24 protein-coding genes are annotated in these 23967 nt (G+C 57.9%); 11 read left to right on the top strand and 13 right to left on the bottom strand.

Translation table 11 applies throughout. From position 1 onward, the window contains the following. Positions 1-244, top strand: a 244-nt coding sequence (locus tag C934_RS0123110) for a transposase (RefSeq protein WP_018858962.1), incomplete at its 5' end; no start/stop codon positions are given. Positions 245-292: 48 nt separating this feature from the next. Here the strand turns inward: C934_RS0123110 and gyrB are convergent. From gyrB to C934_RS0123085, 5 genes are all read right to left on the bottom strand, one after another. After that, positions 293-2728 (bottom strand): DNA topoisomerase (ATP-hydrolyzing) subunit B, encoded by a 2436-nt coding sequence (gyrB, locus tag C934_RS0123105; protein ID WP_018858961.1) that lies wholly within the window; start codon positions 2726-2728, stop codon positions 293-295. A gap of 134 nt (positions 2729-2862) precedes the next feature. After that, positions 2863-3240, bottom strand: coding sequence for a helix-turn-helix domain-containing protein (locus tag C934_RS0123100; RefSeq protein ID WP_018858960.1), 378 nt, complete (start codon positions 3238-3240; stop codon positions 2863-2865). Then, a complete protein-coding gene (locus C934_RS0123095; RefSeq protein ID WP_025657930.1) occupies positions 3237-3800 on the bottom strand; it encodes a Smr/MutS family protein in 564 nt (187 codons plus the stop codon). Before C934_RS0123095 ends, C934_RS0123100 begins: the two co-directional genes overlap by 4 nt. Beyond that, the gene (gene mltA, locus C934_RS0123090; RefSeq protein WP_018858958.1) at positions 3800-4918 is read right to left on the bottom strand and encodes a murein transglycosylase A; all 1119 of its coding nucleotides are present in this window, start codon (positions 4916-4918) and stop codon (positions 3800-3802) included. Before mltA ends, C934_RS0123095 begins: the two co-directional genes overlap by 1 nt. Further along, positions 4911-5615 carry a Tim44/TimA family putative adaptor protein gene (locus tag C934_RS0123085; RefSeq protein ID WP_018858957.1) on the bottom strand — a complete coding sequence of 235 codons (705 nt, stop codon included), beginning with the start codon at positions 5613-5615 and terminating at the stop codon, positions 4911-4913. Before C934_RS0123085 ends, mltA begins: the two co-directional genes overlap by 8 nt. Before the next feature lie 124 nt (positions 5616-5739). On the opposite strand from C934_RS0123085, the gene C934_RS0123080 reads away from it, so the two are divergent. Next, positions 5740-6228: an FxsA family protein gene (locus C934_RS0123080; protein WP_018858956.1), complete on the top strand. Its 489-nt coding sequence runs from the start codon at positions 5740-5742 to the stop codon at positions 6226-6228. Between the two features lie 92 nt (positions 6229-6320). Beyond that, positions 6321-6803 carry a protein-export chaperone SecB gene (gene secB, locus C934_RS0123075; RefSeq protein ID WP_016556856.1) on the top strand — a complete coding sequence of 161 codons (483 nt, stop codon included), beginning with the start codon at positions 6321-6323 and terminating at the stop codon, positions 6801-6803. A gap of 57 nt (positions 6804-6860) precedes the next feature. Here secB and dnaQ read toward each other — a convergent pair whose 3' ends face one another. The 5 genes from dnaQ to C934_RS0123050 are packed head-to-tail and all read right to left on the bottom strand — an operon-like array spanning position 6861 to position 10477. Beyond that, on the bottom strand, positions 6861-7571 hold the full coding sequence (gene dnaQ / locus C934_RS0123070; protein WP_018858955.1) for a DNA polymerase III subunit epsilon: 711 nt from the start codon (positions 7569-7571) through the stop codon (positions 6861-6863). Beyond that, on the bottom strand, positions 7564-8175 hold the full coding sequence (gene coaE, locus C934_RS0123065) for a dephospho-CoA kinase (protein ID WP_018858954.1): 612 nt from the start codon (positions 8173-8175) through the stop codon (positions 7564-7566). Before coaE ends, dnaQ begins: the two co-directional genes overlap by 8 nt. Continuing rightward, positions 8175-9032: a shikimate dehydrogenase gene (locus tag C934_RS0123060; protein ID WP_018116314.1), complete on the bottom strand. Its 858-nt coding sequence runs from the start codon at positions 9030-9032 to the stop codon at positions 8175-8177. Before C934_RS0123060 ends, coaE begins: the two co-directional genes overlap by 1 nt. Next, positions 9025-9624 (bottom strand): Maf-like protein, encoded by a 600-nt coding sequence (locus C934_RS0123055; RefSeq protein WP_018858953.1) that lies wholly within the window; start codon positions 9622-9624, stop codon positions 9025-9027. Before C934_RS0123055 ends, C934_RS0123060 begins: the two co-directional genes overlap by 8 nt. Before the next feature lie 31 nt (positions 9625-9655). After that, positions 9656-10477, bottom strand: coding sequence for a pyruvate, water dikinase regulatory protein (locus C934_RS0123050; protein ID WP_018858952.1), 822 nt, complete (start codon positions 10475-10477; stop codon positions 9656-9658). A 426-nt stretch (positions 10478-10903) separates the two neighbouring features. Between C934_RS0123050 and hemE the strand changes: the two genes are divergently transcribed. From hemE to C934_RS0123010, 8 genes are all read left to right on the top strand, one after another. Continuing rightward, positions 10904-11914 carry a uroporphyrinogen decarboxylase gene (hemE, locus tag C934_RS0123045; RefSeq protein ID WP_018858951.1) on the top strand — a complete coding sequence of 337 codons (1011 nt, stop codon included), beginning with the start codon at positions 10904-10906 and terminating at the stop codon, positions 11912-11914. A gap of 3 nt (positions 11915-11917) precedes the next feature. Further along, positions 11918-12454 (top strand): protoporphyrinogen oxidase HemJ, encoded by a 537-nt coding sequence (gene hemJ / locus C934_RS0123040; protein WP_018858950.1) that lies wholly within the window; start codon positions 11918-11920, stop codon positions 12452-12454. Between the two features lie 192 nt (positions 12455-12646). Beyond that, positions 12647-13912, top strand: a complete 1266-nt coding sequence (gene rho, locus C934_RS0123035; protein WP_018858949.1) for a transcription termination factor Rho — start codon at positions 12647-12649, stop codon at positions 13910-13912. Between the two features lie 95 nt (positions 13913-14007). Further along, positions 14008-15321, top strand: a complete 1314-nt coding sequence (gene mnmE / locus C934_RS0123030) for a tRNA uridine-5-carboxymethylaminomethyl(34) synthesis GTPase MnmE (RefSeq protein ID WP_018858948.1) — start codon at positions 14008-14010, stop codon at positions 15319-15321. A gap of 106 nt (positions 15322-15427) precedes the next feature. Further along, positions 15428-17302: a tRNA uridine-5-carboxymethylaminomethyl(34) synthesis enzyme MnmG gene (mnmG, locus tag C934_RS0123025; RefSeq protein ID WP_018858947.1), complete on the top strand. Its 1875-nt coding sequence runs from the start codon at positions 15428-15430 to the stop codon at positions 17300-17302. A gap of 33 nt (positions 17303-17335) precedes the next feature. Next, complete coding sequence (gene rsmG, locus C934_RS0123020; RefSeq protein ID WP_018858946.1) at positions 17336-17953, top strand: 16S rRNA (guanine(527)-N(7))-methyltransferase RsmG; 618 nt, start codon at positions 17336-17338, stop codon at positions 17951-17953. A gap of 17 nt (positions 17954-17970) precedes the next feature. Next, positions 17971-18765, top strand: coding sequence for a ParA family protein (locus C934_RS0123015; protein WP_018858945.1), 795 nt, complete (start codon positions 17971-17973; stop codon positions 18763-18765). A 26-nt stretch (positions 18766-18791) separates the two neighbouring features. After that, a complete protein-coding gene (locus C934_RS0123010) occupies positions 18792-19676 on the top strand; it encodes a ParB/RepB/Spo0J family partition protein (protein WP_018858944.1) in 885 nt (294 codons plus the stop codon). 9 nt (positions 19677-19685) lie between these two features. On the opposite strand, the gene holA is transcribed toward C934_RS0123010, so the two are convergent. Genes holA through leuS form a run of 3 tightly spaced genes read right to left on the bottom strand, consistent with a single transcriptional unit; the run spans position 19686 to position 23873 of the window. Further along, positions 19686-20720, bottom strand: a complete 1035-nt coding sequence (gene holA, locus C934_RS0123005) for a DNA polymerase III subunit delta (protein WP_018858943.1) — start codon at positions 20718-20720, stop codon at positions 19686-19688. A gap of 11 nt (positions 20721-20731) precedes the next feature. Beyond that, positions 20732-21253 (bottom strand): LPS assembly lipoprotein LptE, encoded by a 522-nt coding sequence (gene lptE, locus C934_RS0123000; RefSeq protein WP_018116420.1) that lies wholly within the window; start codon positions 21251-21253, stop codon positions 20732-20734. After that, a complete protein-coding gene (gene leuS / locus C934_RS0122995) occupies positions 21243-23873 on the bottom strand; it encodes a leucine--tRNA ligase (RefSeq protein WP_018858942.1) in 2631 nt (876 codons plus the stop codon). Before leuS ends, lptE begins: the two co-directional genes overlap by 11 nt. Positions 23874-23967 lie beyond the last annotated feature (94 nt).

Raw genomic sequence — 23967 nt, 5'->3', positions numbered from 1 at the left:
TCGCGACAGTGGCCTGATGCGTGGCAAGAGGATGATTGCCGGCGGCCGCAAACCAGTGCGCGACGCCCTTTACATCGCCGCCTTGCCCGCCATCCGCTTCGATCCAGCCATGAAGGCCGTCTTCGAACGACTGAAAGCGAAAGGAAAGCCCGGAAAGGTCGCTCTCGTCGCGGTCATGCGAAGGATGATCATAATCCTCAATGCCAAAATGAGAGACTATCGAGCAACGGTGATTGACGCCTAACACCGTTGCTTTTTTATGCGGCCTCTAGGCGGAAACGAGCTCCGCTCGCTAGATATCGAGGTTTGCGACGTTCAGCGCGTTGTCCTGGATGAACTCCCTGCGAGGTTCGACTTCGTCACCCATCAGGCGTGCGAACAAGCCGTCAGCGTCCGTTGCATCGGCAACCTTCACCTGCAGCAGCGAACGAACGTTCGGATCGAGCGTGGTTTCCCAGAGCTGCTCGGCATTCATCTCACCGAGGCCTTTGTAACGCTGCATCGTCAGACCCTTGCGGCCGCTCGCAAAAATCGCGTCCAGCAGTGCCCGTGGTCCGGAAATCTCGACATCACCGTCGCGTCGGGAGAGTGACGGAGGCGCCTGATAGATGTCCTTCAAGCGAGCCGACAGCTGATCGAGAAGCCGCGCGTCCTGCGAGCCGATCAACGCCATGTCGAGAACGACAACTTCCTTCACGCCGCGCACCATACGCTCAAGTTTGATGCCGCCTTCGCTCGTGAGGCCCCCTTCCCAACCGCGCTCTGTCTCTTCGGCAATCAGGTCAAGACGTCTGGCGACTTCACCGGCGAGCTGTTCAGCTCTCGAGCGGTCGCTAACGGCTTCAGCATTGAGAGCACCAGCAATTGCTGCCTGTTCGACGGCAGCGCGATTGTAGCGCGAGTGCAGATTGTCAAGGAGCGCGCGGAGGCGCAACGCATCGCTAATCACCTCGCCAAGATCCTGGCCGGTCCTCACTTCGCCGCTGCCGAGTTTTAAGGCAGCATCTTCGAGACCCTGGCCGACTAGGTAGTCCTCAAGGGCCTTCTCGTTCTTCACGTACTGGATCGATTTGCCGCGCGAGACCTTATAAAGCGGCGGCTGGGCGATGTAGAGATGGCCACGCTCGATCAGCTCCGGCATCTGGCGGAAGAAGAAGGTCAACAGCAGCGTACGAATGTGGGCGCCGTCGACATCAGCGTCCGTCATGATGATGATCTTGTGGTAGCGCAGCTTTTCGGCATTGAACTCGTCCTTGCCGATGCCTGTGCCGAGCGCGGTAATCAGTGTACCGATTTCCTGGCTGGACAGCATCTTGTCGAAGCGAGCACGCTCGACGTTGAGGATCTTGCCACGCAGCGGCAGGATCGCCTGGTTCTCGCGCGAACGCCCCTGCTTGGCCGATCCACCCGCCGAATCGCCCTCGACAAGAAAGACTTCGGATTTGGCCGGATCGCGCTCCGAGCAATCGGCGAGCTTGCCGGGCAGAGAGGCAATGTCGAGAGCGCCCTTACGACGCGTCAACTCACGCGCCTTACGGGCCGCTTCGCGCGCCGCGGCGGCTTCGACCACCTTGCCGACCAGAACCTTAGCTTCCGTCGGATGCTCTTCCAGCCACGTGCTCAGCGCTTCGCTGACGAGGTTCTCGACAACGGGGCGAACTTCCGAGGAAACCAGCTTGTCCTTGGTCTGCGACGAAAACTTCGGATCCGGCACCTTGACGGAAAGAACGGCGGTCAGGCCTTCGCGGCAATCGTCACCGGTCAGCGTCACCTTTTCCTTCTTCGTGATGCCCGACGTATCGGCGTAGGAGGTGATCTGGCGGGTCAACGCGGCGCGGAAGCCGGCCATGTGCGTGCCGCCATCGCGCTGCGGAATGTTATTGGTGAAGCACAGGACGTTCTCGTGGTAGCTGTCGTTCCACCACATTGCGACTTCGACCGTAATCCCATCCTTCTCGCCACGGATTGCCACAGGCTTGTCGACAAGCGGCTTCTTGGCGCGGTCGAGATAGGAAACGAAGGCCTCCAGGCCGCCGTCGTAGAGCATCTCTTCCTGCTTGATGTCCGAATGACGCTTGTCGCTCAGAAGGATGCGAACGCCCGAATTCAGGAAGGCGAGCTCGCGAAGACGATGCTCCAACGTGGCGTAGTCGAATTCGGTCATCGTGAAGGTTTCAGTGCTCGGCATGAAGCTGACTTCGGTGCCGGTTTCATCACCAGCGTCGCCAATCACCTTCAACGGCGCATCGGCTACGCCGTGCGTGAAACTCATTTCATGAATCTTGCCTTGACGGCGGATCTTCAGCCTCAGCCAGACGGAGAGCGCGTTGACGACAGAAACACCAACGCCGTGCAGACCACCGGAAACTTTGTAGGAGTTCTGGTCGAACTTGCCGCCAGCGTGCAGCTGGGTCATGATGACCTCGGCTGCCGACACGCCTTCGCCGGTATGAATGTCCGTCGGGATGCCGCGGCCATTGTCGGTAACGGTGACCGACCCATCGGGATTGAGCGTCACGGTCACGATATCGGCGTGGCCTGCGAGCGCTTCATCGATCGCGTTGTCGACGACTTCATAAACCATGTGATGAAGACCCGAGCCATCATCGGTGTCACCGATATACATACCCGGGCGCTTACGCACTGCATCAAGGCCCTTCAGAACCTTGATCGAGTCTGCGCCATATTCGGTACTAACGCCGTTTTCCGTCGTGGGTATATCGGTCATACTTTTCGAGAATTTCCCTGTTGTCGGGGCTGAAGTGAGACTTGCGAATCACCTGCCTTATACATGCCAGAATATAGGGTTTTTGATCCAAGTTCCCAATGCCAGCGCGCTTAAACTGGCCATAAATCAGGGGATTATGACCGTTTTCCGTCCGCTTTTCCGCCGTTTTTAAGAATGCTTGTCAGTTGGCCAAGCGTTGTTTGGTCGAGATCGCGAATGCGACCCGCCAGGAGGTTCGCAAAAGCGGTATGTTCGGCCGATAAACCCGATGTATCGACGACCACGCGAGGGTCCGAAGAACGGGCCAAAAGGAAGAGTTCTTCGGCCTCATCCCAGATGATGTTGAAGTAGCCGGCGATCCGCTGGAGCAGATCGAAGGTCGGCAAGCCGCGCCTTCCATGTTCGAGGGCCGACAGATAGGCCGGGGACACATTGAGGGCTGCCGCCATCTGCTTCTGCGAGACACCCTTGCGCTCTCGCAGCTTGCGGACGGCCTCACCGAACGGCGTCACGATCTCTCTCCATGCCGGCGCGACAGCCGGATATACAGGGCGCCTTCGCCTCCGTGATGGTGGGCTGCTGTTTCATAGGACGAGATGAAATACCGAAACTCCGGCTTCGAGAACCACATCGGGACGGCGCGTTTCAGGGCGCCTTCGCTGCCAAGCGAACTGCCCTTACCGGTGATCACAAGCACATGCCTCATCCCTCGTTCATGAGCTCGCATGAGGAACTCGAGCAGCAATATATGCGCTTCGCTCTGGACCAGCCCATGCAGGTCGATCCGGGCTTCCAATGGCACGCGGCCCTTGGCGATCTTGCGCTTGACCGGCCTTTCGAGCGGGTGATGGATACCCGAGCGTGTTTTGGAAACAACCGGGACAGTGGGCCCGGCATCAGTTTCGGAAGGTCGCTTCGCGGCGGCGGCCGTTTGCTGTTCAACCTCCACCTCTGTCAGAAAGGCATCGAGCTCGGCTAGCTGATCCTTCTTGCCGGGCATTGGACGCGTGCTCCGTGCCACCTTGCCCCAGAGTATCCTTTCATCCGTGTTGAGCTTCCGGTCTCGAGCCATCAGGCGAACCTCGCGGCGGCGGCATTCGGAAGCAGAATGACGAAGTCGGCGTCGTGGCGCACTGTTCCAGCGAGCTCTCCTGCATCATCCCCTGACCCGGTGAAAATATCACCCCTCGCCGGACCGACGATGGCAGAGCCCGTGTCGAGAGCCAGCATCACTCGCGCGAACGGCTTGTCGCCATCGAGATGGACAAGATTCTCGGACCGAATGAAAAACGGGAAGCCAAAAGTATGGATGAGCCGATCGACGGCGAGCGAACGGCCGGCAATCAGCGGCACTTTTGCTGCGGCCACGGGCCCGGCGTTCAGATCTGCGCTCGGGACTTCGCGGAAGAAAATGTAGGAGCGATTGTGCCACAGGACCTCATCCACCTGCCGAGGATGGTCGCCGAGCCAGCGCCGAATAGTCTGCATCGAAATCTCGGATCGTTCGATTTCCCCGCGCTCGATGAGTAGCTTGCCGATCGCCGAGAAAGGATGTCCCGCCTTTGCCGCATAGGTGATGCGTCCAACCCTGCCATGAGGATAGCGCAAACGCGCCGCACCTTGAACATGGACGAAGAAGACGTCGACCTTCGACTTTGCCCAGGCAATCTCCAATCCCCTGCCCGCCAGGAAGCCTTCATCGATTGCCCGCCGATCCGGGTAGGCTTCAATGCCATCGGAGGTCAGCCGGCCGAAAGCGTAGCTGTCCGGCAGACCCACAGGGCGATTACCCTCATCAAGGTCGATCAGGTCTTCGGGGCGGCGATAGAAGGGAAAGCGATACTCATCATCCGGCACGGCCGAGACCATAATCTCAGGCTCGTAGAAAGCGGTGACGAAGCCCGGATTGCCGTCGATGCGACGAATTCTGAAGGGTCGACAGTGGGATTGGAAGAAGGTTCGGGCATCGGCTGCCGACGAGATATTCTCGCTGCTCGCTGCTTCAAGCAACGGTAGAAGGTCCTGAGCCGTCAGGCCGAGCGAGCCCGTCCGATACGGCTTGATGTCAATGACCTGCCGCCGGCATGCTTCCATCGCTTCAAAAAGGCTGGAAGGATCATCATCCTTCCAGCCTTGCAGATCGTCAAAGCTTATTGCTTGAAGGGCAAAGCCCGGAGTGTCTTCACTCATGTTCCGATTCGGTGGCCACGAGTTTCCAGTTGGGATCGCGGGAGCGGGTATCGCGCGCAAACGTCCAGAGATCATTGACCTCGGCAACGTTCTCCGCGTCGCCATCGATGAGCTTATCGACCTTGTCGTAAGTGGCGGAAATCAACTGGCTGACGATACGAACGGTAATCTGCACCTCCGTGCCCTTAATCTCGGTGCTGGCGATTTCCGCCTTGTCGATGCCGACGAAGGTCGATTTCACCTTCTCGCCTTTGGACTCGCGCTCGGTAATGGCTGCGTCGAAGCCGTCATAGACTTCACGCGACAGCAGGTTCTTCAGCGTCTTACGATCGCCGTCCGCAAACGCCATCACGATCATCTCATAGGCCATGCGGGCGCCATTGACGAATTCCTTCGGATTGAAGGAAGCGTCTGCCTTGTTGATTTCGCGCAGCGATTCATTGAGTGAGGTGCCGGCTGGTGCGAAAGCATCGATTGCCGCAAAGCGATCGTCTTCCTCAGTCGCTGCGTCACGGCGCGGCAGGGTCACCACTTTCCCGGCATCAGGAGAATCAGGTCCAACGGCATCCCGCGGCGTATAAAGATCGCGCGGGGGTTTCTCATTGCCCGTACGGCGGCCGAGAACGCTGCGCAGCTGCAAAAAAATCAGCACCGCCGCCACAAGAAAAAACAATGTGATGAAGTCGTTTGAACCCATATCCCGCCGCTGCCGCTGTTAACATCCCTGATTTGTACTCCCATATAGTCCGCCTATACAGATGATTCAAATAGGGTCGACAACGCGACCCTCCAACGGAGTCCGGCTCAGCCGGAATAAAACGATGCCCTTGAAGATCCTGCCTGGTTTTCTGCTGCTGCTTCCGCTCGCCGAGATTGCCGGTTTCGTGCTTGTCGGAAAGGCGATCGGGCTTTGGCCGACGCTGGCGCTTGTCATATTGAGCTTCATGGTGGGCATGGGCCTGCTCAGGCGCCAGGGCATCGGGATTCTCCGCCGTATGTCTGCGGAGGGGCGAAGCGGCATGGTGCCGGGGCGCGAGCTGCTTCGACCGGCGATGTTCGTGATCGCTTCCCTGTTGCTGATGATCCCCGGCTTCATCACCGACATCGTGGCTTTGTTGATCTTCATTCCGGCTGTGCGCGATCTTGCCTGGCAATATATCAGCCGCCGTTTCGTCGTCGTCGGCTCAACGAGCGGCTTCGACACGTCGAGCCGCCCCAAGGACTCCAAGATCGTCGACCTCGACGACGAGGATTATCGACGCGAACCCAACGACAACTCTCCCTGGTCAGGGAAGCATCTCGGCAAGTGAGGAACCGTCCCCGCCGGCCGACTGGCCCAGGGTTGTAACACTATGCCCGAAATGATAGAGCGGCACCATCCAATGCCCTCGAGGAAAAGCCAATGGCCGACGAAAACAGCAATAACGGTGCAACGAGCCCGAGCCTTACCATCCTTGCGCAGTACACCAAGGATCTCTCTTTCGAAAATCCGGGTGCTCCGCGTTCGCTGCAGGCGCGTGACAAGGCTCCGGCCATCAATATCAATGTCAACGTCAACGCCAATCCGCTCTCCGATACGGATTTCGATGTCGTTCTGTCTCTGAACGCCGAAGCCAAGGATGGCGACAAAACGGTATTCCATACCGAACTCGTCTATGGCGGCGTCTTCCGGATTGCCGGGTTCCCGCAGGAGCACATGCTGCCGGTTCTCTTCATCGAGTGCCCGCGCATGCTGTTCCCGTTCGCACGTCAGATCATTGCCGACGTCACGCGCAATGGCGGCTTCCCGCCCCTGATGATCGATCCGATCGATTTCTCTCAGATGTTTGCGCAGCGGGTTGCCGAAGAGCAGGCCCGTGCCAAGGTACAGGCAACCACGAACTAACAGTTCGCGCATGGCACGCTGCCACAAAATGAAATGCCCGGGTCGCCCCGGGCATTTTTAGTTTGCGAGATCGTATTTTCCCCAGACGCCCTTCGCGCCGAGTTTGGCAATCAGCGCGTCATGGGCTTGCTGCTCTGCTTCGCTGAGACGTGGCGCAAGGGGCCGCGGACGCACAAGCGTCCCGATAATAATCTCCTCCACCAAGCTTTCCTGACCTGCCGAATTACTCGCGACGGTGCCGAGGCCAAGGGCGGCCTGACGACCACCGATCATCTCGATGTAGACATCGGCCAGCAGTTCGGAGTCGAGAAGCGCGCCGTGCTTCGTTCGATGCGTATTATCGATGCCATAGCGGCGGCAAAGTGCATCGAGGGAGTTGGGTCCCATCGGATGCTTGCGGCGCGCCATCGACAGCGTATCGAGCACGCGGTCGGGCAGGATCGGCGGCAAATCGAGCCTTGCGAGCTCAGCGTTTATAAAGCCCATATCGAACGTGGCGTTATGCGCGATCCACTTCGCGTCGCCAAAGAAGTCGATAATTTGCTGCGCAACATCTGCGAACGAAGGCTTGTCCTTCAAAAACTCATCGGTGATGCCGTGCACGGCAAGCGCGTCCGGGTGCACTTTCTGGTCGCCCGGATTGATGTAGATGTGGAGCGTATTCCCAGTCGGAAAATGATTGAAAAGCTCGATGCCGCCGATCTCGATAATGCGGTCCACACGGTTATCCAGGCCCGTGGTTTCCGTATCGAAAATGATTTCACGCATTCAGGAAGTCCCCGCTGGTGAGCCGCCGCTTCAGATCCGAGACGATCTCGGCGACCCGTTTTCTGGCCGTTTCGATGCTATGCGCGGTATCGATCACATAATCGGCTCTTGCGCGCTTTTCCGCATCCGGCGTCTGGCGCGCAAGAATCATATCGAATTTTTCCACTGTCATGCCTGGCCGCGCAAGTACGCGTTCGCGCTGTATCTGTGGATCACAGCTAACGACCACGATCACATCGACCCTGCTCTCGGCTCCTGTTTCGAACAACAGCGGGATATCGAGCAGCACCATCGGCGAGCCACGCTGCCGCTCGCGTTCGATGAATTCTGCTTCACGTTTCCTCACGAGCGGGTGGACGATGGCTTCAAGGCGCTTGAACCCGTCGGCACTTCCAGCCAGCTGGCGAGCCAGTTCCTGCCGATCGACGGCACCCTCTTTCATGGTTCCGGGAAAGGCAGCATCGACAAGGGGCGCCGCCTCCCCCGCATAAAGATCATGGACGACGGCATCGGAATCATTCACAGGCACCCCCGCTTCTGCGAAGAGCTTTCCCATTGTTGATTTGCCCATTCCAATCGAGCCGGTCAGTCCGATCCGCAACATCAGTGCTTGTCCATATCCTCGATAATCAGCGCGCGCAGCTTGTCATCAACCTTCGGGCGATGCCCGAACCATTTCTCAAAACCTGGAACGGCCTGATGCAACAGCATGCCGAGACCATCGACAACGGCAAATCCTTGCCGTTCGGCTTGGACAAGGAAAGGAGTCTTCAGGGGGACGTAGACGATATCCGTTACGACGGCATCGGAGAGCAGCGGCGAAAAATCGATCTCCGGCGCATCCTCGCCGTCCATGCCAAGCGAAGTCGTGTTCACGAAAAGGCCGGCGCCGTGCATGACTTCCGCCAGGGCTGCCATCGAATGCGCTTTTACGCTCGAGCCAAACCTATCCGCCAATTCCTGAGCGCGTCCGACCGTCCTGTTGACCAGATGAATTTCCTTGATGCCCCGATCGCGCAGCGCCTGAATGATGGCGCGGCTCGCACCGCCGGCACCGAGGACCACGGCCGAGTGCGCCTTGTCCCAGCCAAGATGACGCTCGTCCAGATTTGCGGTGAAGCCGCCTCCATCCGTGTTCGTCGCTTTGAGCCGGCCCCCCTCCATCCAAAGCGTATTGGATGCACCAAGCTCTTTAGAAAGCGCGTCTGGATCGTCAGCGAGTTTGAACGCCATTTCCTTGTGCGGGATCGTGACGTTGCCGCCTAGGAAGCCAGCCTGGCCGCTCTTCAGCAATGCGATAAAGGCTGGAAAATCGGCTGGTGCGACTTCATGGGCGCGATACGATCCCGGTAGTCCGAGTGTCTTGAGCCAATAGCCATGGATCAGAGGCGACCGGGAGTGTTTGACAGGAAATCCCGTGACGAAAGCCCGCGGCCCAAATGTTTCACGTGAATCATCCATCAATCGCACCCAATTCTCTCAACTTTTCCAACAGAGGTAGCATCGGTAATCCCAGGATTGTAAAATAGTCCCCGTCGATCCGCGAAAACAATTGAAGCCCCTCCCCCTCGAGTTGGTAAGCGCCGACGCTCGTGAGTGCCCTCTCTCCGACGCGCTTCAAATGCCGCTGGATAAAATCCGCATCCAGCGGACGCATCGTCAGCTCAGCGTGTGAAACATGCTCCCAGACGATGTCGCCGTCGTAGGCGATCGCGATCGCACTGTTCAACCGGTGCGTCTGGCCCGACAGTATGCGAAGGTGGTTCTCCGCATCAGCCATATCCCTGGGCTTATGAAAGGTCTGCGGGCCAAGAGACATCGTTTGGTCCGAGCCGATCACTAGGCAGGCCGGAAACCGATCACTGACTTGTTTCGCCTTCGCCTTGGCGAGAACGAGGGCCACGGCACCCGGTGTTGCGCCTTCTCGTTCGAGCGGCGCTTCGACAGACCGCTCGTCAATATGAGCCGCATGAGCCTCGAAGGTGAGGCCGGCATTTTGCATCAACATGCGACGGAACGGGCTGGAGGATGCGAGAATAAGCTTCGGTGTCATGGAGCCTCGAACAGGTTTGGTGCGGCAGCGCTTAACGCAGCTTCGGACGGAGAGCAACAATCGCCGCCGCGGTCTCTTCGATGGAGCGGCGCGTCACGTCGATGAGTGGCCAATTGTGCCGGGCGCAGAGCGACCGTGCGTATTTCAACTCCTCCGATATGGCGGCTCGGTCCGTGTATTGCCCGCGATCAAAACCGGGTGTCGCTCCGAGGATACGGTTCTCCCGGACCTGAGAGATGCGATCGGTGGTAGCGATCAGACAGACGATCAAGGGTTTGGCGGTCGCGAACAGGCTTTCCGGGAGTGGCACGCCATAGACGACGGGGATGTTGGCGGTCTTGATACCACGATTGGCGAGGTAGATGCTCGTCGGCGTTTTCGACGTCCGACTGATGCCGAGAATCACGACGTCGGCGTCATTGTAATCATCGGGCATCTGGCCGTCGTCGTGATCCATCGTGAAATTGAGCGCTTCGATGCGAGCGAAATAGCCGGCATTCATCACATGCTGGGCACCGACACGCCGGCGTGACGGTGCGCCAAGATAGATCTGAAAGGCGTCCATGACGGGCTCGAGCACGTTCACGGAAGCGACACCCATCTCCGCACAGCGCTGATCGACCAACGTCGCGAGTTCACGGTCAACGATCGTATAGAGAACGATCCCAGGCTGACTATCAATCGTCTGCAGAACCTGCAGAAGCTGCTTGCGATTTCGGACCAGCGGATAGACGTGTTCGATCGGCTGAGCGGATTTGAATTGTGCCGACGCGGCGCGCCCGGCCGAAATCAACGTTTCGCCGGTCGAGTCAGAAATCAGATGCAGATGGAAGAAGTTCGTGCGGTTCTCCACGCTATTTTCCGGGGCCTGTTGAAAAGACTGGACAACGGAGAGCTAAGAGACGCGGCACGGGTAAGGCAAGGGAAAACATGCCGCCTTTTCCACAAATGGAATTTCGTGGGAGCTGCTAAACGCGCTTTGTTGGTTCTGTGGACAGCTTCTGAAAGTTCCGCGCCTTTCCAAGGCTTTTCCACAGTTCAACGCCAAAAGGCTGCCTTTTATTTGATTGGAATCATTTGCGTTTTCTTAGTTATCCACGATATCGGCTTGATAAGCTGTTATTCGGTCCATTGGAATCGGCGATGGCGCGACAAAACGCTCCGGTCGTGGACAGATTTTAATCCTTGATAGAAACAGACTCTAAGAAATAGAAACCTTTTAAAATATCTTTGTATTTTTATAGGGAAGAAGCGCGTGGGTGAAAGCGGTCGGAAAATCATGAGAGTCTTGGACGGCGAAACGCTCAGTCCTCCTCCAATCTGGCTGATGAGACAGGCGGGACGATATCTCCCCGAGTACAGAGAAACGCGCGCGAAAGCCGGGAGTTTCCTTGACCTCTGTTATACGCCTGATCACGCAGTTGAGGTAACGCTCCAACCTATCCGCCGTTATGGCTTTGATGCAGCCATCCTCTTCTCGGATATCCTTGTGATTCCGGATGCGATGAAGCGCAACGTTCGCTTCACGGAAGGACATGGACCGGAAATGGATCCGATCGACGAAGCTGGCATCGACGGGATCGAGACAGAGCATGTCATCGCCTACCTGAAGCCGGTTCTGGAAACGGTGGAGCGCCTGCGACGGGAACTGCCTTCCGAGACGACCCTGCTCGGTTTCTGCGGCGCACCGTGGACGGTTGCGACTTATATGATCGCTGGCCATGGAACGCCTGACCAGGCTCCAGCGCGGCTATTTGCCTACAAGTATCCGAAGGCCTTCGAACGCTTGCTTGCAGTCCTGGCCGAGGTGTCGGCCGATTATTTGGTCGCGCAGATCGACGCGGGTGCCGATGCCGTGCAGATTTTCGATTCCTGGGCTGGTGTTCTCGGCGAGCGGGAATTCGAGGCTTTCGCCGTGAAGCCTGTTGCACGGATGATCGCGTCTATCAAGGCGCGGCGTCCGAACGCTCGAGTGATTGCCTTTGCCAAAGGCGCTGGGTTCCTGCTGAGAGATTACCGGCAGAAGACGAAGGCTGATGCGATCGGGCTCGACTGGTCGGTGCCTTTGGATTTTGCCGCGGAGCTGCAGAAGGACGGAGCCGTGCAAGGCAATCTTGATCCGATGCGTGTGGTCGCCGGCGGTGCGGCGCTGTCGGAGGGGATCAATGATATTCTCGACAAGCTCGGCAATGGTCCGCTGATATTCAATCTCGGTCACGGGATCACGCCACAGGCGGACCCTCGGAACGTGGCGCTGCTCGTCGAGCAGGTCCGCGGTTGGAGACGCTAGCACATGGCAAAGCAGACGGATGAGAGGCCGGGCACCTATGCGCGTCGCCGTGCCCACTTTGCGATCCTGTTTTTCGTGCTTCTCGGCCTGGGACTATTCCTCTGGAACCCGGACAATCTCTATCTCTGGATAAAGGCTCTTCATGTTATCGCGGTGATCTCGTGGATGGCTGGTCTGTTCTATATGCCTCGGCTCTTCATCTACCATACCGATGCGGAACCGGGCTCGACGCAGTCGGAGACCTTTAAGGTGATGGAGCGCCGCCTGCTGAGGGTGATCATGAACCCGGCTATGATGCTGACCTGGATCTTTGGTCTTTATCTCGCTTGGTCCGTATATGGTTTCCAGGGCGGTTGGCTGCACGCGAAGATCGGCCTGGTTGTGCTTCTGACTGCCGTTCATGTTTTTTTCTCGCGGGCGGCAAGGGCGTTCGAGCGCGATGAGAACCGCCATTCAGCGCGTTATTGGCGCTTCATGAACGAGGCGCCGACGGTTCTGATGATCGCGATTGTCATTCTGGTTGTGGTCAAGCCGTTCTGAGAAAAAGCGGGTTCGGTTAAATTTGCTTGATTTTAAGCAGCCCCCTTGCGGCGGTGAGCCTTACTCGCTATTTTCGCTCCACCTCATCCTTGTGGCATGTATGTAAAGTTCGATCGTCTGCGATCCCTTCGCAGGACCGATTACAGCCCTCGACATCGCCTCCCCCCCGAATTTAAGAGTAATGGTCACTTCATGGCTGAAATGAAGCTTCAAGAACTTAAGAGTAAGTCCCCGACGGATCTGCTGGCATTTGCCGAATCGCTCGAGGTCGAAAATGCGAGCACGATGCGCAAACAGGAATTGATGTTTGCGATCCTGAAGGTGCTTGCCAGCCAGGATGTGGAGATTATCGGCGAAGGCGTCGTTGAAGTGCTCCAGGATGGCTTTGGCTTCCTGCGCTCTGCCAACGCCAACTACCTCCCGGGCCCGGACGATATCTACATCTCACCCTCCCAGATCCGCCGCTTCTCTTTGAAGACCGGCGACACGGTAGAGGGTCCAATCCGCGGGCCTAAGGAAGGCGAACGCTACTTTGCGCTGCTCAAGGTCAACACCATCAATTTCGACGATCCCGAGAAGATCCGTCACAAGGTGCATTTCGATAACCTGACACCGCTCTATCCGAACGAACGCTTCAGGATGGAATTGGATATCCCGACCTCGAAGGATCTTTCGCCGCGCGTCATCGATCTCGTCGCGCCGCTTGGCAAGGGCCAGCGCGGACTGATCGTCGCTCCGCCGCGTACCGGTAAGACGGTTCTGCTGCAGAACATCGCGCACTCGATTACGGCGAATCATCCCGAGTGCTATCTGATTGTTCTTCTCATCGACGAACGTCCGGAAGAAGTCACGGACATGCAGCGTTCCGTTCGCGGCGAAGTCATCTCCTCGACGTTCGACGAACCCGCTGTACGCCATGTGCAGGTGGCGGAAATGGTTATCGAAAAGGCAAAGCGCCTTGTGGAGCACGGCCGTGATGTTGTGATCCTGCTGGATTCGATTACGCGCCTCGGCCGCGCATACAACACGGTTGTCCCCTCGTCCGGTAAGGTTCTCACGGGTGGCGTCGATGCGAACGCCCTGCAGCGCCCGAAGCGCTTCTTCGGCGCAGCGCGCAACATTGAAGAAGGTGGTTCGCTTACGATCATCGCGACCGCGCTTATCGATACCGGCAGCCGCATGGACGAAGTGATTTTCGAAGAGTTCAAGGGAACCGGTAACTCGGAAATCGTTCTAGACCGTAAGGTTGCCGATAAGCGTATCTTCCCGGCCATGGACATTTTGAAGTCCGGCACGCGTAAGGAAGACCTCCTCGTGCCGCGTCAGGATCTCCAGAAGATCTTCGTGCTGCGGCGCATTCTGGCTCCGATGGGAACGACCGACGCGATCGAATTCCTGATCGACAAGTTGAAACAGACGAAGAACAATCCCGACTTCTTCGATTCTATGAATACGTGATCCTTAGCCGGATTCTTTGATAAGCCGGTCACCGCTGTGGCCGGCTTTTCCATTTCTAGCGAAAACTCTCTTCAGCCTTGAACTGGAGTAGGAAAATGTCGTCGAGCAACGAAACCATCTTCGCGCTATCGAGTGGTCCTGTCCCGGCCGGCTTGGCCGTCGTTAGAATCAGTGGGGAGGAAGTGCCGGCGGTTGTCACCGCCCTCGTTGGCGACGTGCCGCCTGCGCGCCAGGCAGCATTACGATCGATTCGGACTCGTAATGGTCTTGTCATCGACACCGGCCTTATTCTGTTCTTTCCGGCACCCCATTCCTTTACCGGCGAGAATGTTGCCGAGCTGCACCTGCATGGCGGCCGCGCGGTTGTCGACGCCTTGCATCGTGAGCTCGCCCAATTCCGCAATTTGCGGGCGGCGGCACCAGGCGAATTTTCACGGCGAGCATTTGAGAACGGGAAGCTGGACTTAATCGAGGTTGAAGGCCTAGCAGATCTTATCGCTGCGGAAACGGAGATGCAGCGGCGTCTTGCTGTCGAGCAAAGCTCCGGGGGATTATCGTCAATCTACTACGGCTGGTCAGATAGGCTGACGCGTGCACGCGCCCTGATCGAGGCTGAACTGGACTTTCCCGACGAAGAAGATGTTCCGGGCTCCGTCTCAGATCAGGTTTGGGCGGATGTGGCGAGCCTGGTCAACGAATTGAAAAACCATCTGGAGCAACTGGCAGCCGGAGAGATCATCCGCGATGGGTTCAAGGTCGTCATAGCGGGCAGGCCGAATGCCGGCAAGTCGAGCCTTATGAACGCTCTGGCGAAGCGCGATGTTGCGATCGTCACTGACATTGCTGGCACGACACGGGATGTGCTGCACGTCGATCTCAGCATGGATGGCTATCTTGTCAGGCTCTACGACACTGCTGGTCTGCGCGAGACGGATGAGATCGTGGAGCGCGAGGGCATTCGACGGGCCGAGAAGATCATCGCAGAGGCCGACCTGGTGATCTTCATCGAGGACGTGTCGATTGAAAGCGGAGCTGAGGAATTGGCCGACGATGCCATTGTGGTGGGGACGAAATCCGATTTGCCGCGTCAAAGCGCTCGAGCGTATGAGCTATTGATTTCGACCACGCATGGGACTGGTCTCGATGCACTCCGAGCCTTGATCGTTGAGCGCCTAAAAACAAAAGTCCATCCCCAGTCCATGGCGATCCCGAGCCGCGCACGCCACAAGCAAACGCTGACACAGACATTGGCTGCGCTGCGAACGTCCCTTCACGACTCTGATCGCGGTCTGGATCTACGGGCCGAGGACCTGCGTGTCGCGAGTGACGCCCTGGGACGAGTGACTGGGCGTGTGGATGTCGAGAATTTGCTTGATGTCATCTTCGGTGAATTCTGCATCGGAAAATGATTCACGTGAAACATCGGAATCATGCCCTGTCGTCTGGTTTCACGTGAAACGCCTTGACTCCCTGGGCGACATCGCTCATCACCTGACGATCTCAGGAGCTTAAATAATGGATACCTCACGGTTCGATGTCATCGTCATCGGAGGCGGGCATGCTGGATGCGAAGCCGCTGCCGCCGCCGCGCGCCTTGGCGCGAACACGGCGCTGGTGACTCATCGTCGCGATACCATCGGGATCATGTCTTGCAATCCGGCGATTGGAGGACTTGGCAAAGGACACCTGGTCCGAGAGATCGATGCCATGGACGGTCTGATGGGCCGCGTTGCTGATGCGGCCGGTATTCAGTTCCGGATGCTGAATCGAAAGAAGGGGCCGGCTGTTCGCGGCCCCCGTAGCCAAGCGGATCGGAAGCTCTATCGGCAGGCTATGCTTGCGGAGATCGAGAGCATTGAGAATCTCACTGTGGTCGAGGGCGACGCGTTCGATCTATCCATTAAAGACGGTCGGATCGCCGCGGTTGTCATGAAAGATAGCCGGATTCTCAAGTGCGCATCAGTTGTGTTGACAACGGGGACCTTCCTGCGTGGACTCATTCACATCGGCGACCAAAAGATACCCGCAGGTCGCGTTGGTGAACAGCCATCGGTGGGGCTTTCTCAAACGCTCTTAAATTTGGGCGTTCGTCTCGGGCGGCTGAAGACCGGAACGCCGGCGCGGCTGGATGGGACGACGATCGATTGGGAGAGTGTCGGCCAACAGGGAGCGGACGAGGATCCTGTCCCCTTCTCTTTCATGACAGATCATATCTTGAACCCACAAATCACCTGTGGCGTTACGCGCACGACGGAGGCGACCCATCGCATCATCGCCGAGAATTTGAAGCGTTCGGCCATGTATTCGGGGCAGATTGAAGGCGTCGGACCGCGCTATTGCCCGTCGATCGAGGATAAGCTGGTTAAGTTTGGCGAACGTGACGGACACCAAGTCTTTCTTGAGCCGGAAGGCCTGGATGACAGCACAGTCTATCCCAACGGTATCTCGACATCCCTCCCCGCCGAGATCCAGGATGCGTTCATTCATACCATTCCTGGTCTCGAACGGGTCCGCATTGTGCAGCCGGGTTATGCGATTGAGTACGATCATGTCGATCCGCGCGAGTTGAAACCATCGCTCGAAGTGAAGAAGATGCCAGGCCTGTTTTTGGCTGGGCAGATCAATGGAACGACGGGATACGAGGAGGCTGGAGCTCAGGGCCTCGTTGCCGGCATCAATGCTGCGCGCCTGGCTGGCGGTCAGGACGAAGTTCGCTTCAGCAGAACGGACTCCTATATCGGTGTAATGGTGGATGACCTGACCTCGCGCGGTGTCGCTGAACCATACCGCATGTTCACATCCCGGGCTGAGTACCGCTTGTCGCTGAGGGCTGACAATGCGGATGTCCGGCTGACGCCGTTGGCAATACAGATCGGCGCGGTCTCGGCCGGTCGCCGGGACCGTTTTGAAGCCTATGGCGAGGCGCTGGATGCGGGGCGCGCTCAGCTGACATCACTTTCCGTGACGCCAAGCGAAGCGGGGCGATTCGGTCTAAAGCTGAACCAGGATGGGCAACGGCGGTCGGCTTATGAGCTTCTGTCCTACCCGGATATTAGCCTGCCGGCTCTTGCGCCGATCTGGCCTGAACTAAATGGGCTGAATGGCCGCGTGGCTGAAGCGCTGGAAATAGAAGCGAGCTACGCGGTTTACATGGAACGGCAGTCAGCTGATATCGCGCACGTGAAGCGAGATGAAGACCGCGTGATACCGTCTGACTTCGATTTCGATCTGCTGTCCGGGCTGTCCAACGAACTGAAGCAGAAGTTGCGTAATATCCGACCCTACAACGTTGCACAGGCAACAAAGATCGATGGGATGACGCCCGCTGCGATTTCGCTGTTGCTCGTGCACCTGCGTCGCGGCGCGGCGGATGTTGCGGCATCTGCTTAACGTTGTCCTATTGCAATCTGCGAGAGTCCTACCATGCAACTGAACGGCCGACGTGTTTCACGTGAAACACAGGAGCGTCTCGAACACTTTGTGGCCCTCTTTCAAAAGTGGGCGAAGTCGATCAACCTGACTGCGCCGTCAACGCTTGCCGATGCCTGGAGCCGGCACATTGCAGACTCGGTGCAAATCTTCCAGCTCCAGCCTCTTCCTCGCACGTGGATCGACCTAGGCAGCGGGGGTGGCTTTCCGGGCATTGTGACGGCCATCATGCTGGCGGAGCTCGATGATGGATGGGTCCATCTCGTGGAGAGCAACCATAAGAAGGCGGCCTTTCTGCGCACGGCGCTCCGGGAAACCGCCGGTAGAGGCTCTATTCACGCTGTGCGAATAGAAGACGCACCTGCAATCGTAGAGAATTGCGACTTTGTTTCCGCTCGGGCCCTCGCCGACCTAGGGAAGTTGCTGGGTTTTATTGAACCGTGGTCGAAACGGAATGCAAGTCTTCGAGCTTATTTTCACAAAGGCCGGGATTACCGGAGCGAGATCGAGAAAGCGCATGGTGACTGGAGATTCGATCTGTTAGAACATAAGAGCGCTGTCGAGCAGGATTCTGTCGTTTTGGAAATCTTCAATCTCCAGCGTGTGGCTTAACAGATCGGGCTTTGGCTATGGCTGGCGAACGAAATCGTATAATCACCATTGCAAATCAGAAAGGTGGCGTCGGCAAGACCACGACTGCCATCAACTTGGCAACAGCTTTGGCGGCGATCGGCGAGCGGGTCTTGATCGTCGATCTCGACCCGCAGGGTAACGCCAGCACCGGCTTGGGGATCGATCGTAAACATCGCCGGCTATCTTCCTATGATCTTTTGCTTGGTGACTATGGCATCGAAGAGGTGTCGCAGGAGACCGCTGTTCCAAACCTGTACATCGTGCCGTCCACGATGGACTTGCTCGGCATTGAGATGGAGATTGCAAGCCAAAGCGATCGCGTTTTCAAGCTCAAGAAAGCCCTCGCCAAAGAGGAGGCTTTCCGCTTCTCCTACATCCTTGTTGACTGCCCTCCCTCTTTCAATCTGCTCACGATGAATGCAATGGCGGCGGCCCATTCCGTGCTTGTGCCTCTTCAATGTGAATTCTTTGCGTTGGAAGGGCTCAGCCAACTCCTGGAGACAGTCGATCAGGTTCGACGTACCGTAAACCCCCGCCTCGATATCCAGGGGATAGTGCTGACGATGTTCGATTCCCGCAACAATCTGGCGCAACAGGTTGTTAACGATGTTCGCACGCATTTAGGGGAGAAGGTCTACCACACATTGATTCCTCGAAATGTTCGCGTGTCTGAGGCACCCTCCTATGGCAAGCCAGCAATTCTGTACGACCTGAAGTGCGCCGGCAGTCAGGCATATCTCCAGCTGGCGTCGGAAGTTATTCAGCGCGAACGGCAGCGTCTCGCGGCGTGATTTGAAAGAGAATGGCGAGTTTAGATATGAGCGATGACATCTCGAAAAGAAGGCTCGGCCGTGGCCTGGCCGCATTGATTGGTGAGATGGACCAACCGATGCCCGTTGATGCGGCCAAGCCAGGGGTCAGCGCCGATCGGATGGTCCCGATCGAGTTCGTCACTCGCAATCCGCGCAATCCTCGACGGTTTTTCGACGACGGCGAATTGCATGAGCTCGCGGGCTCGATCCGGCAGCACGGTATCGTGCAGCCCATTGTGGTTCGCACATTGGCCGCCAGCCAGTTCGAGATTATAGCCGGCGAGAGACGGTGGCGCGCGGCACAGCTTGCAGGCCTCGTTGAGATCCCGGTGATCGTGCGCGATGTCGATGACAAAACCGCTCTTGAGATTGCAATCGTAGAGAACGTTCAGCGCTCCGACCTCAATCCGCTGGAAGAAGCCCTCGGCTACGAGCAGTTGATGGCGGAGTATGGCTATACCCAGAACGATCTCGGCGAAATTATCGGCAAGAGCCGCAGTCACGTGGCGAATTCGCTGCGTCTCTTGAAACTGCCAGAGCCCGTTCGGGACCTTTTGGCCGCGGGAAGCCTCTCGGCCGGTCATGCCCGCGCCTTGGTGCCGACTTCCGATCCGACCGCCCTCGCCCGCACGATCGTTTCGAAAGGCATGTCGGTCCGTGACGCGGAGCGTTTGGCGCAGAATGATATCAAGGCTCAGTCGGAGCCGAAGATCCCGGGGCATCAGAAGGATCAGAAGGATTCAGATACGCTCGCCCTGGAACGCACCTTGTCGGATACGCTCGGCCTGGACGTGACGATCAATCACAAGGCAGGCGGCGGCCAGATCAGAATTTCCTATAAGTCGTTGGAACAATTGGAAGAAATCTGCCGGCTGCTCGAGCGCCGCTAAATGGAATCGCTATCGGCGCGCCGATTGCAGTGTCGTCGATAGCAGGGTCTGTAGGGCGATGCTGTCTTCCAACGACGCCCGTTTGCGCGTCTGCAAGATTGCCGCCTGCAGACGGTTTGCTTCTCGTGCCACCGCTTCAGCGGACCAGGTACGCAATGCCTGCTCGATAATCGGCTTGCGTCGGAAATGCAGATGACGACCAAGCGTCTGCATGACCTGAGCGGCCGGCAATCGCTTCTCCTCCATCTCCGTCTTCATGGCGTCCAGCAACTGAAACTGCTTCAGACAGGCCTGGATCACGAGAAACACCGCTGTCTTCGACGATATGATCTTTTGCATTGCATGCAGGAAGCTGCTTGGATTTCCGCTAAGGACGGCATCGACGGCGTCGTCCACCGAGATGGCGCTGGCGTCGCCTATTATTTCCGTAACGTGGTGCTCTTCGATGGTCGATTTTCCCCGACAATAGAGCGCCAGCTTTCGCAGTTCGTTGCGAGAGGCAATCCGATCCCCCCCTATCAGCTCCAGCAGGGCCTGGCGTGCATCGGGCGTGATGCCCAGGCCAGCGCTTGAAAGTTCGCTATCTATAAGGCCGTTGAGGGCGCGGGCATCGTCGGCATAGCAGGGTATCGCCATGACAGTGCGTGCTGTCTCGGCGGCTTTCCGCAGCAGCGAGCCTTTCTTGAGGTCACCGCCCTCGATAAGAACGAATGTGCCGTCCGGCATGTTCGCTGAAAGAACCTGGAGGGAGTCGACAAGATATTTCTCGTTGGCTGCACCACGGATCCAGATGAGCTTGTCACCTCCGAAAAGGCCAATTGCTCCCGCCTCGTCCAAGAGGCGACCTTGATCGCGCTGTAGGTCGCCGATATCGAGCTTGATCAGCGAAAACGGATCATCCAATGCCACGCCCGTCCTGCCGGCCAGCGAGGTGGCGCGCTCCGAAACAAGACCGCGATCCGGCCCATAAATCACAAAGAGCCGGTAGTTGCGGGCGGATCGCTCAAGAAAGCCTTCAAACTCGTGCGATTTGATTTCCGCCATGCATCCGCTCCTCAGCGGCCAAGCGCAGCCGCAATATCGGCACCAACGAACTCAGCAGCCTGCCGTGCGGCGCGGTTCTCGGCGTCGCGGATGGCGCGTTGCTTGGCAAATTCCTGAGCTGGGAAGTCGACGAGCGCAGTGGCATAACGATTGCCGGCCTTGATGACGTGGCCGTCCTTTGTGGACTTCAGAGTGTAGTCGACGCTGACGGTCGCACGTCCGGCAAGCGATTCGTCTGACGACGCCACCAGCAGCGTGCTGATGACATTCGAGCGAGCGCTGAATTCAACCTTGTATTCGGGATTCTCAGGCTCGCCGGCGCCACGCGAAGCGATAAAAATCAGTCGATTGCGAACCTCTTGCTCAACGCGACCCCCCGCTTCCGAGAAACCGACGGACGCCAGCTTGCCCGCAGCGCCGGAACTTTCGGAATAAAGAGGGCGAACCTGGCAGGATGCGAGAAAAGCCGTGGACGCTAGGATTGCGGCAATGCCGGTGCCGCGCACCAGCTTAAAAGCGATATCAAACGACAATGTTCACAATCCTTTGTGGAACCACGATGATCTTCTTAGGCGTCTGACCGTTCAGCGCCTTCTTGACGTCATCCAATGCGAGCACACCCTCGGTGACGGCATTCTGATCTGCGTCGCGAGAAATTGTCAATTCGGCGCGCTTCTTGCCGTTGATCTGAACCGGCAAAATCACATCGTTTTCAACGACGAGGGTTTCGTCATAACGCGGCCAATCAGTGTGCGCCAGCAATCCGCCGTTGCCCAGCGCCGCCCAGCACTCCTCAGCCAGATGCGGCGTCATTGGTGCTACCAACTGGATAAGGATCTCGGCCGCGTCCCGCGCTGCGGCGCGATACGCCGTATCGCCTTCGCCTGCAGCGACGCGGGTCAATGGCGACGCCAGGGCATTGACGAGCTCGTAGATCCTCGCGACGGCCTTATTAAACCAGAGACGATCATAATCGTTCTGGACGGCCTTCAAGGTTTTGTGCGCGATCTGCGAAATCGCTTGAGCTTCCCCATCCTTAGCCGGAGTCGGCGCAACATCGCGAAGTTTGTCCGATGCCTCGGCAATCAGACGCCAGAGCCGCTGGGTGAAGCGGTGGGCGCCCTCTACGCCTGCCTCCGACCAGATAACGTCGCGCTCAGGCGGCGAGTCCGAAAGAACGAAAAAGCGGGCAGTGTCTGCACCGTAAGAAGCGATGATATCGTCCGGATCGACGACGTTCTTCTTCGACTTCGACATCTTCTCGATCGAGCCGATCGCGACTTCCTCCCCGCTGGAAAGGTGATAGGCGCGGCGTTTCCCGTCCAGCTCCTCGATGCGAATATCCGCCGGTGCAACCCACTCGCGGCCCATGCCCGTGCCGCGGCTGTAGGTCTCGTGCACGACCATGCCCTGGGTAAAGAGACCCTTGAACGGCTCCTTTGCATCGACGTGGCCTGTCTCGCGCATCGCCCGGGTGAAAAAGCGCGAATAAAGCAGGTGCAGAATCGCGTGCTCGATACCACCAATATACTGATCGACTGGCAGCCAGCGATTGGCAGCGCTTTGGTCGGTCGGCTTGCTCTCCCAGGGAGCGGTAAAGCGGGTGAAATACCAGCTCGAATCGACAAACGTGTCCATCGTGTCGGTCTCCCGCCGTGCATCCTTGGCGCACTGCGGGCAAGCGACGTGCCGCCAGGTCGGATGACGATCGAGCGGATTGCCGGGCTGGTCGAAGGTTACATCCTCCGGCAGCTGCACCGGCAGGTCCTTCTTCGGAACCGGGACAACGCCGCAATCGTCGCAATGGATGACAGGGATCGGGCAACCCCAATAGCGCTGGCGCGAGATACCCCAGTCACGCAAGCGGAAGTTCACCCTGCGCTCACCCTGCGGAGCATTGCCAAGCGTCATTGACGACAGGCGGTCGGCAACGATCTCGAATGCCTCAGTTGTGCTCTTGCCATCAAGGAAGCGCGAATTGATCATGACGCCATCGCCGTCATAGGCAACGTCGCCGACGCTGAAGGTCGCGGCATCGTCATCCGCCGGCATAACAACGGGAACCACCGGCAGGTCGTATTTGCGTGCAAAATCCAGGTCACGCTGGTCACCGGATGGGCAACCAAAAATCGCGCCGGTGCCGTAGTCCATGAGGACGAAGTTTGCGACGTAGACAGGCAATTCCCATGACGGATCGAGCGGATGCTTGACGCGAATGCCTGTGTCGATGCCCTTCTTCTCCGCAGTCTCAAGCGCAGCAAGTGAGGTTCCAGCACGGCGGCATTCTTCGCAGAAAGCATCGATAGCCGGATTCTTCGCTGCGGCATCCTTGGCCAGCGGATGGTCGGCTGCGATAGCCAGGAAGGAGGCGCCAAATAGCGTGTCCGGACGGGTCGTGTAGACCTCGATCTCGGTTTCTCCGGCCGGAGCCGTCTCCTGGACGATCTCCCAGCGCAGCATCATGCCTTCCGAGCGACCGATCCAGTTCTTCTGCATCAATCGGACCTTTTCCGGCCACTGATCAAGCGTGTCCAATGCCTCGAGCAGATCCTGGCTGAAGTCGGTGATCTTGAAGAACCACTGCGTCAGTTCCCGTTGCTCAACCAGGGCACCGGAACGCCAGCCGCGTCCGTCGATCACCTGTTCGTTGGCGAGAACGGTGTTGTCGACCGGATCCCAGTTCACCTTCGACTGCTTGCGATAGACGAGCCCCTTCTCGAGGAAATCTAGGAAAAGATGCTGCTGGTGCTGGTAGTAGGCGACATCGCAGGTTGCGAATTCGCGGCTCCAATCCAGTGAGAGGCCCATCGCCTTCAACTGGGACTTCATCGATGCGATGTTCTGGTAGGTCCAGGAGGCCGGATGTACACCGCGCTCCATTGCCGCATTTTCAGCCGGCATGCCGAAGGCGTCCCAACCCATGGGATGTAGAACGTTGTAGCCGCGAGCGCGCTTATAGCGAGCTACGACGTCGCCCATTGCGTAATTCCGCACATGGCCCATGTGGATGCGGCCGGATGGATACGGAAACATCTCGAGGACGTAATACTTCTCGCGCGGATCGCTGTTGTCGGTCTCGAAGACCTTCGCTTCGTTCCATTTTTGCTGCCAGCGAGGTTCAGCATCACGCGGGTTATAACGTTCGGTTGCCATGGTATTCGTATTTCCGAAAGATCAGGGGAAGTTGGTGGTGACCTTCACCATGAAACCACGGTAGCGTCAAGTTTTACGGGCGCCGCAAGCGTCC

Origin of the sequence: Rhizobium sp. 42MFCr.1 (assembly GCF_000377185.1) — a bacterium.
GTDB lineage: Bacteria > Pseudomonadota > Alphaproteobacteria > Rhizobiales > Rhizobiaceae > Rhizobium > Rhizobium altiplani.
The sequence above is the reverse complement of the archived record's forward strand: the minus strand, read 5'-3'. Positions and strand labels throughout refer to the sequence as shown.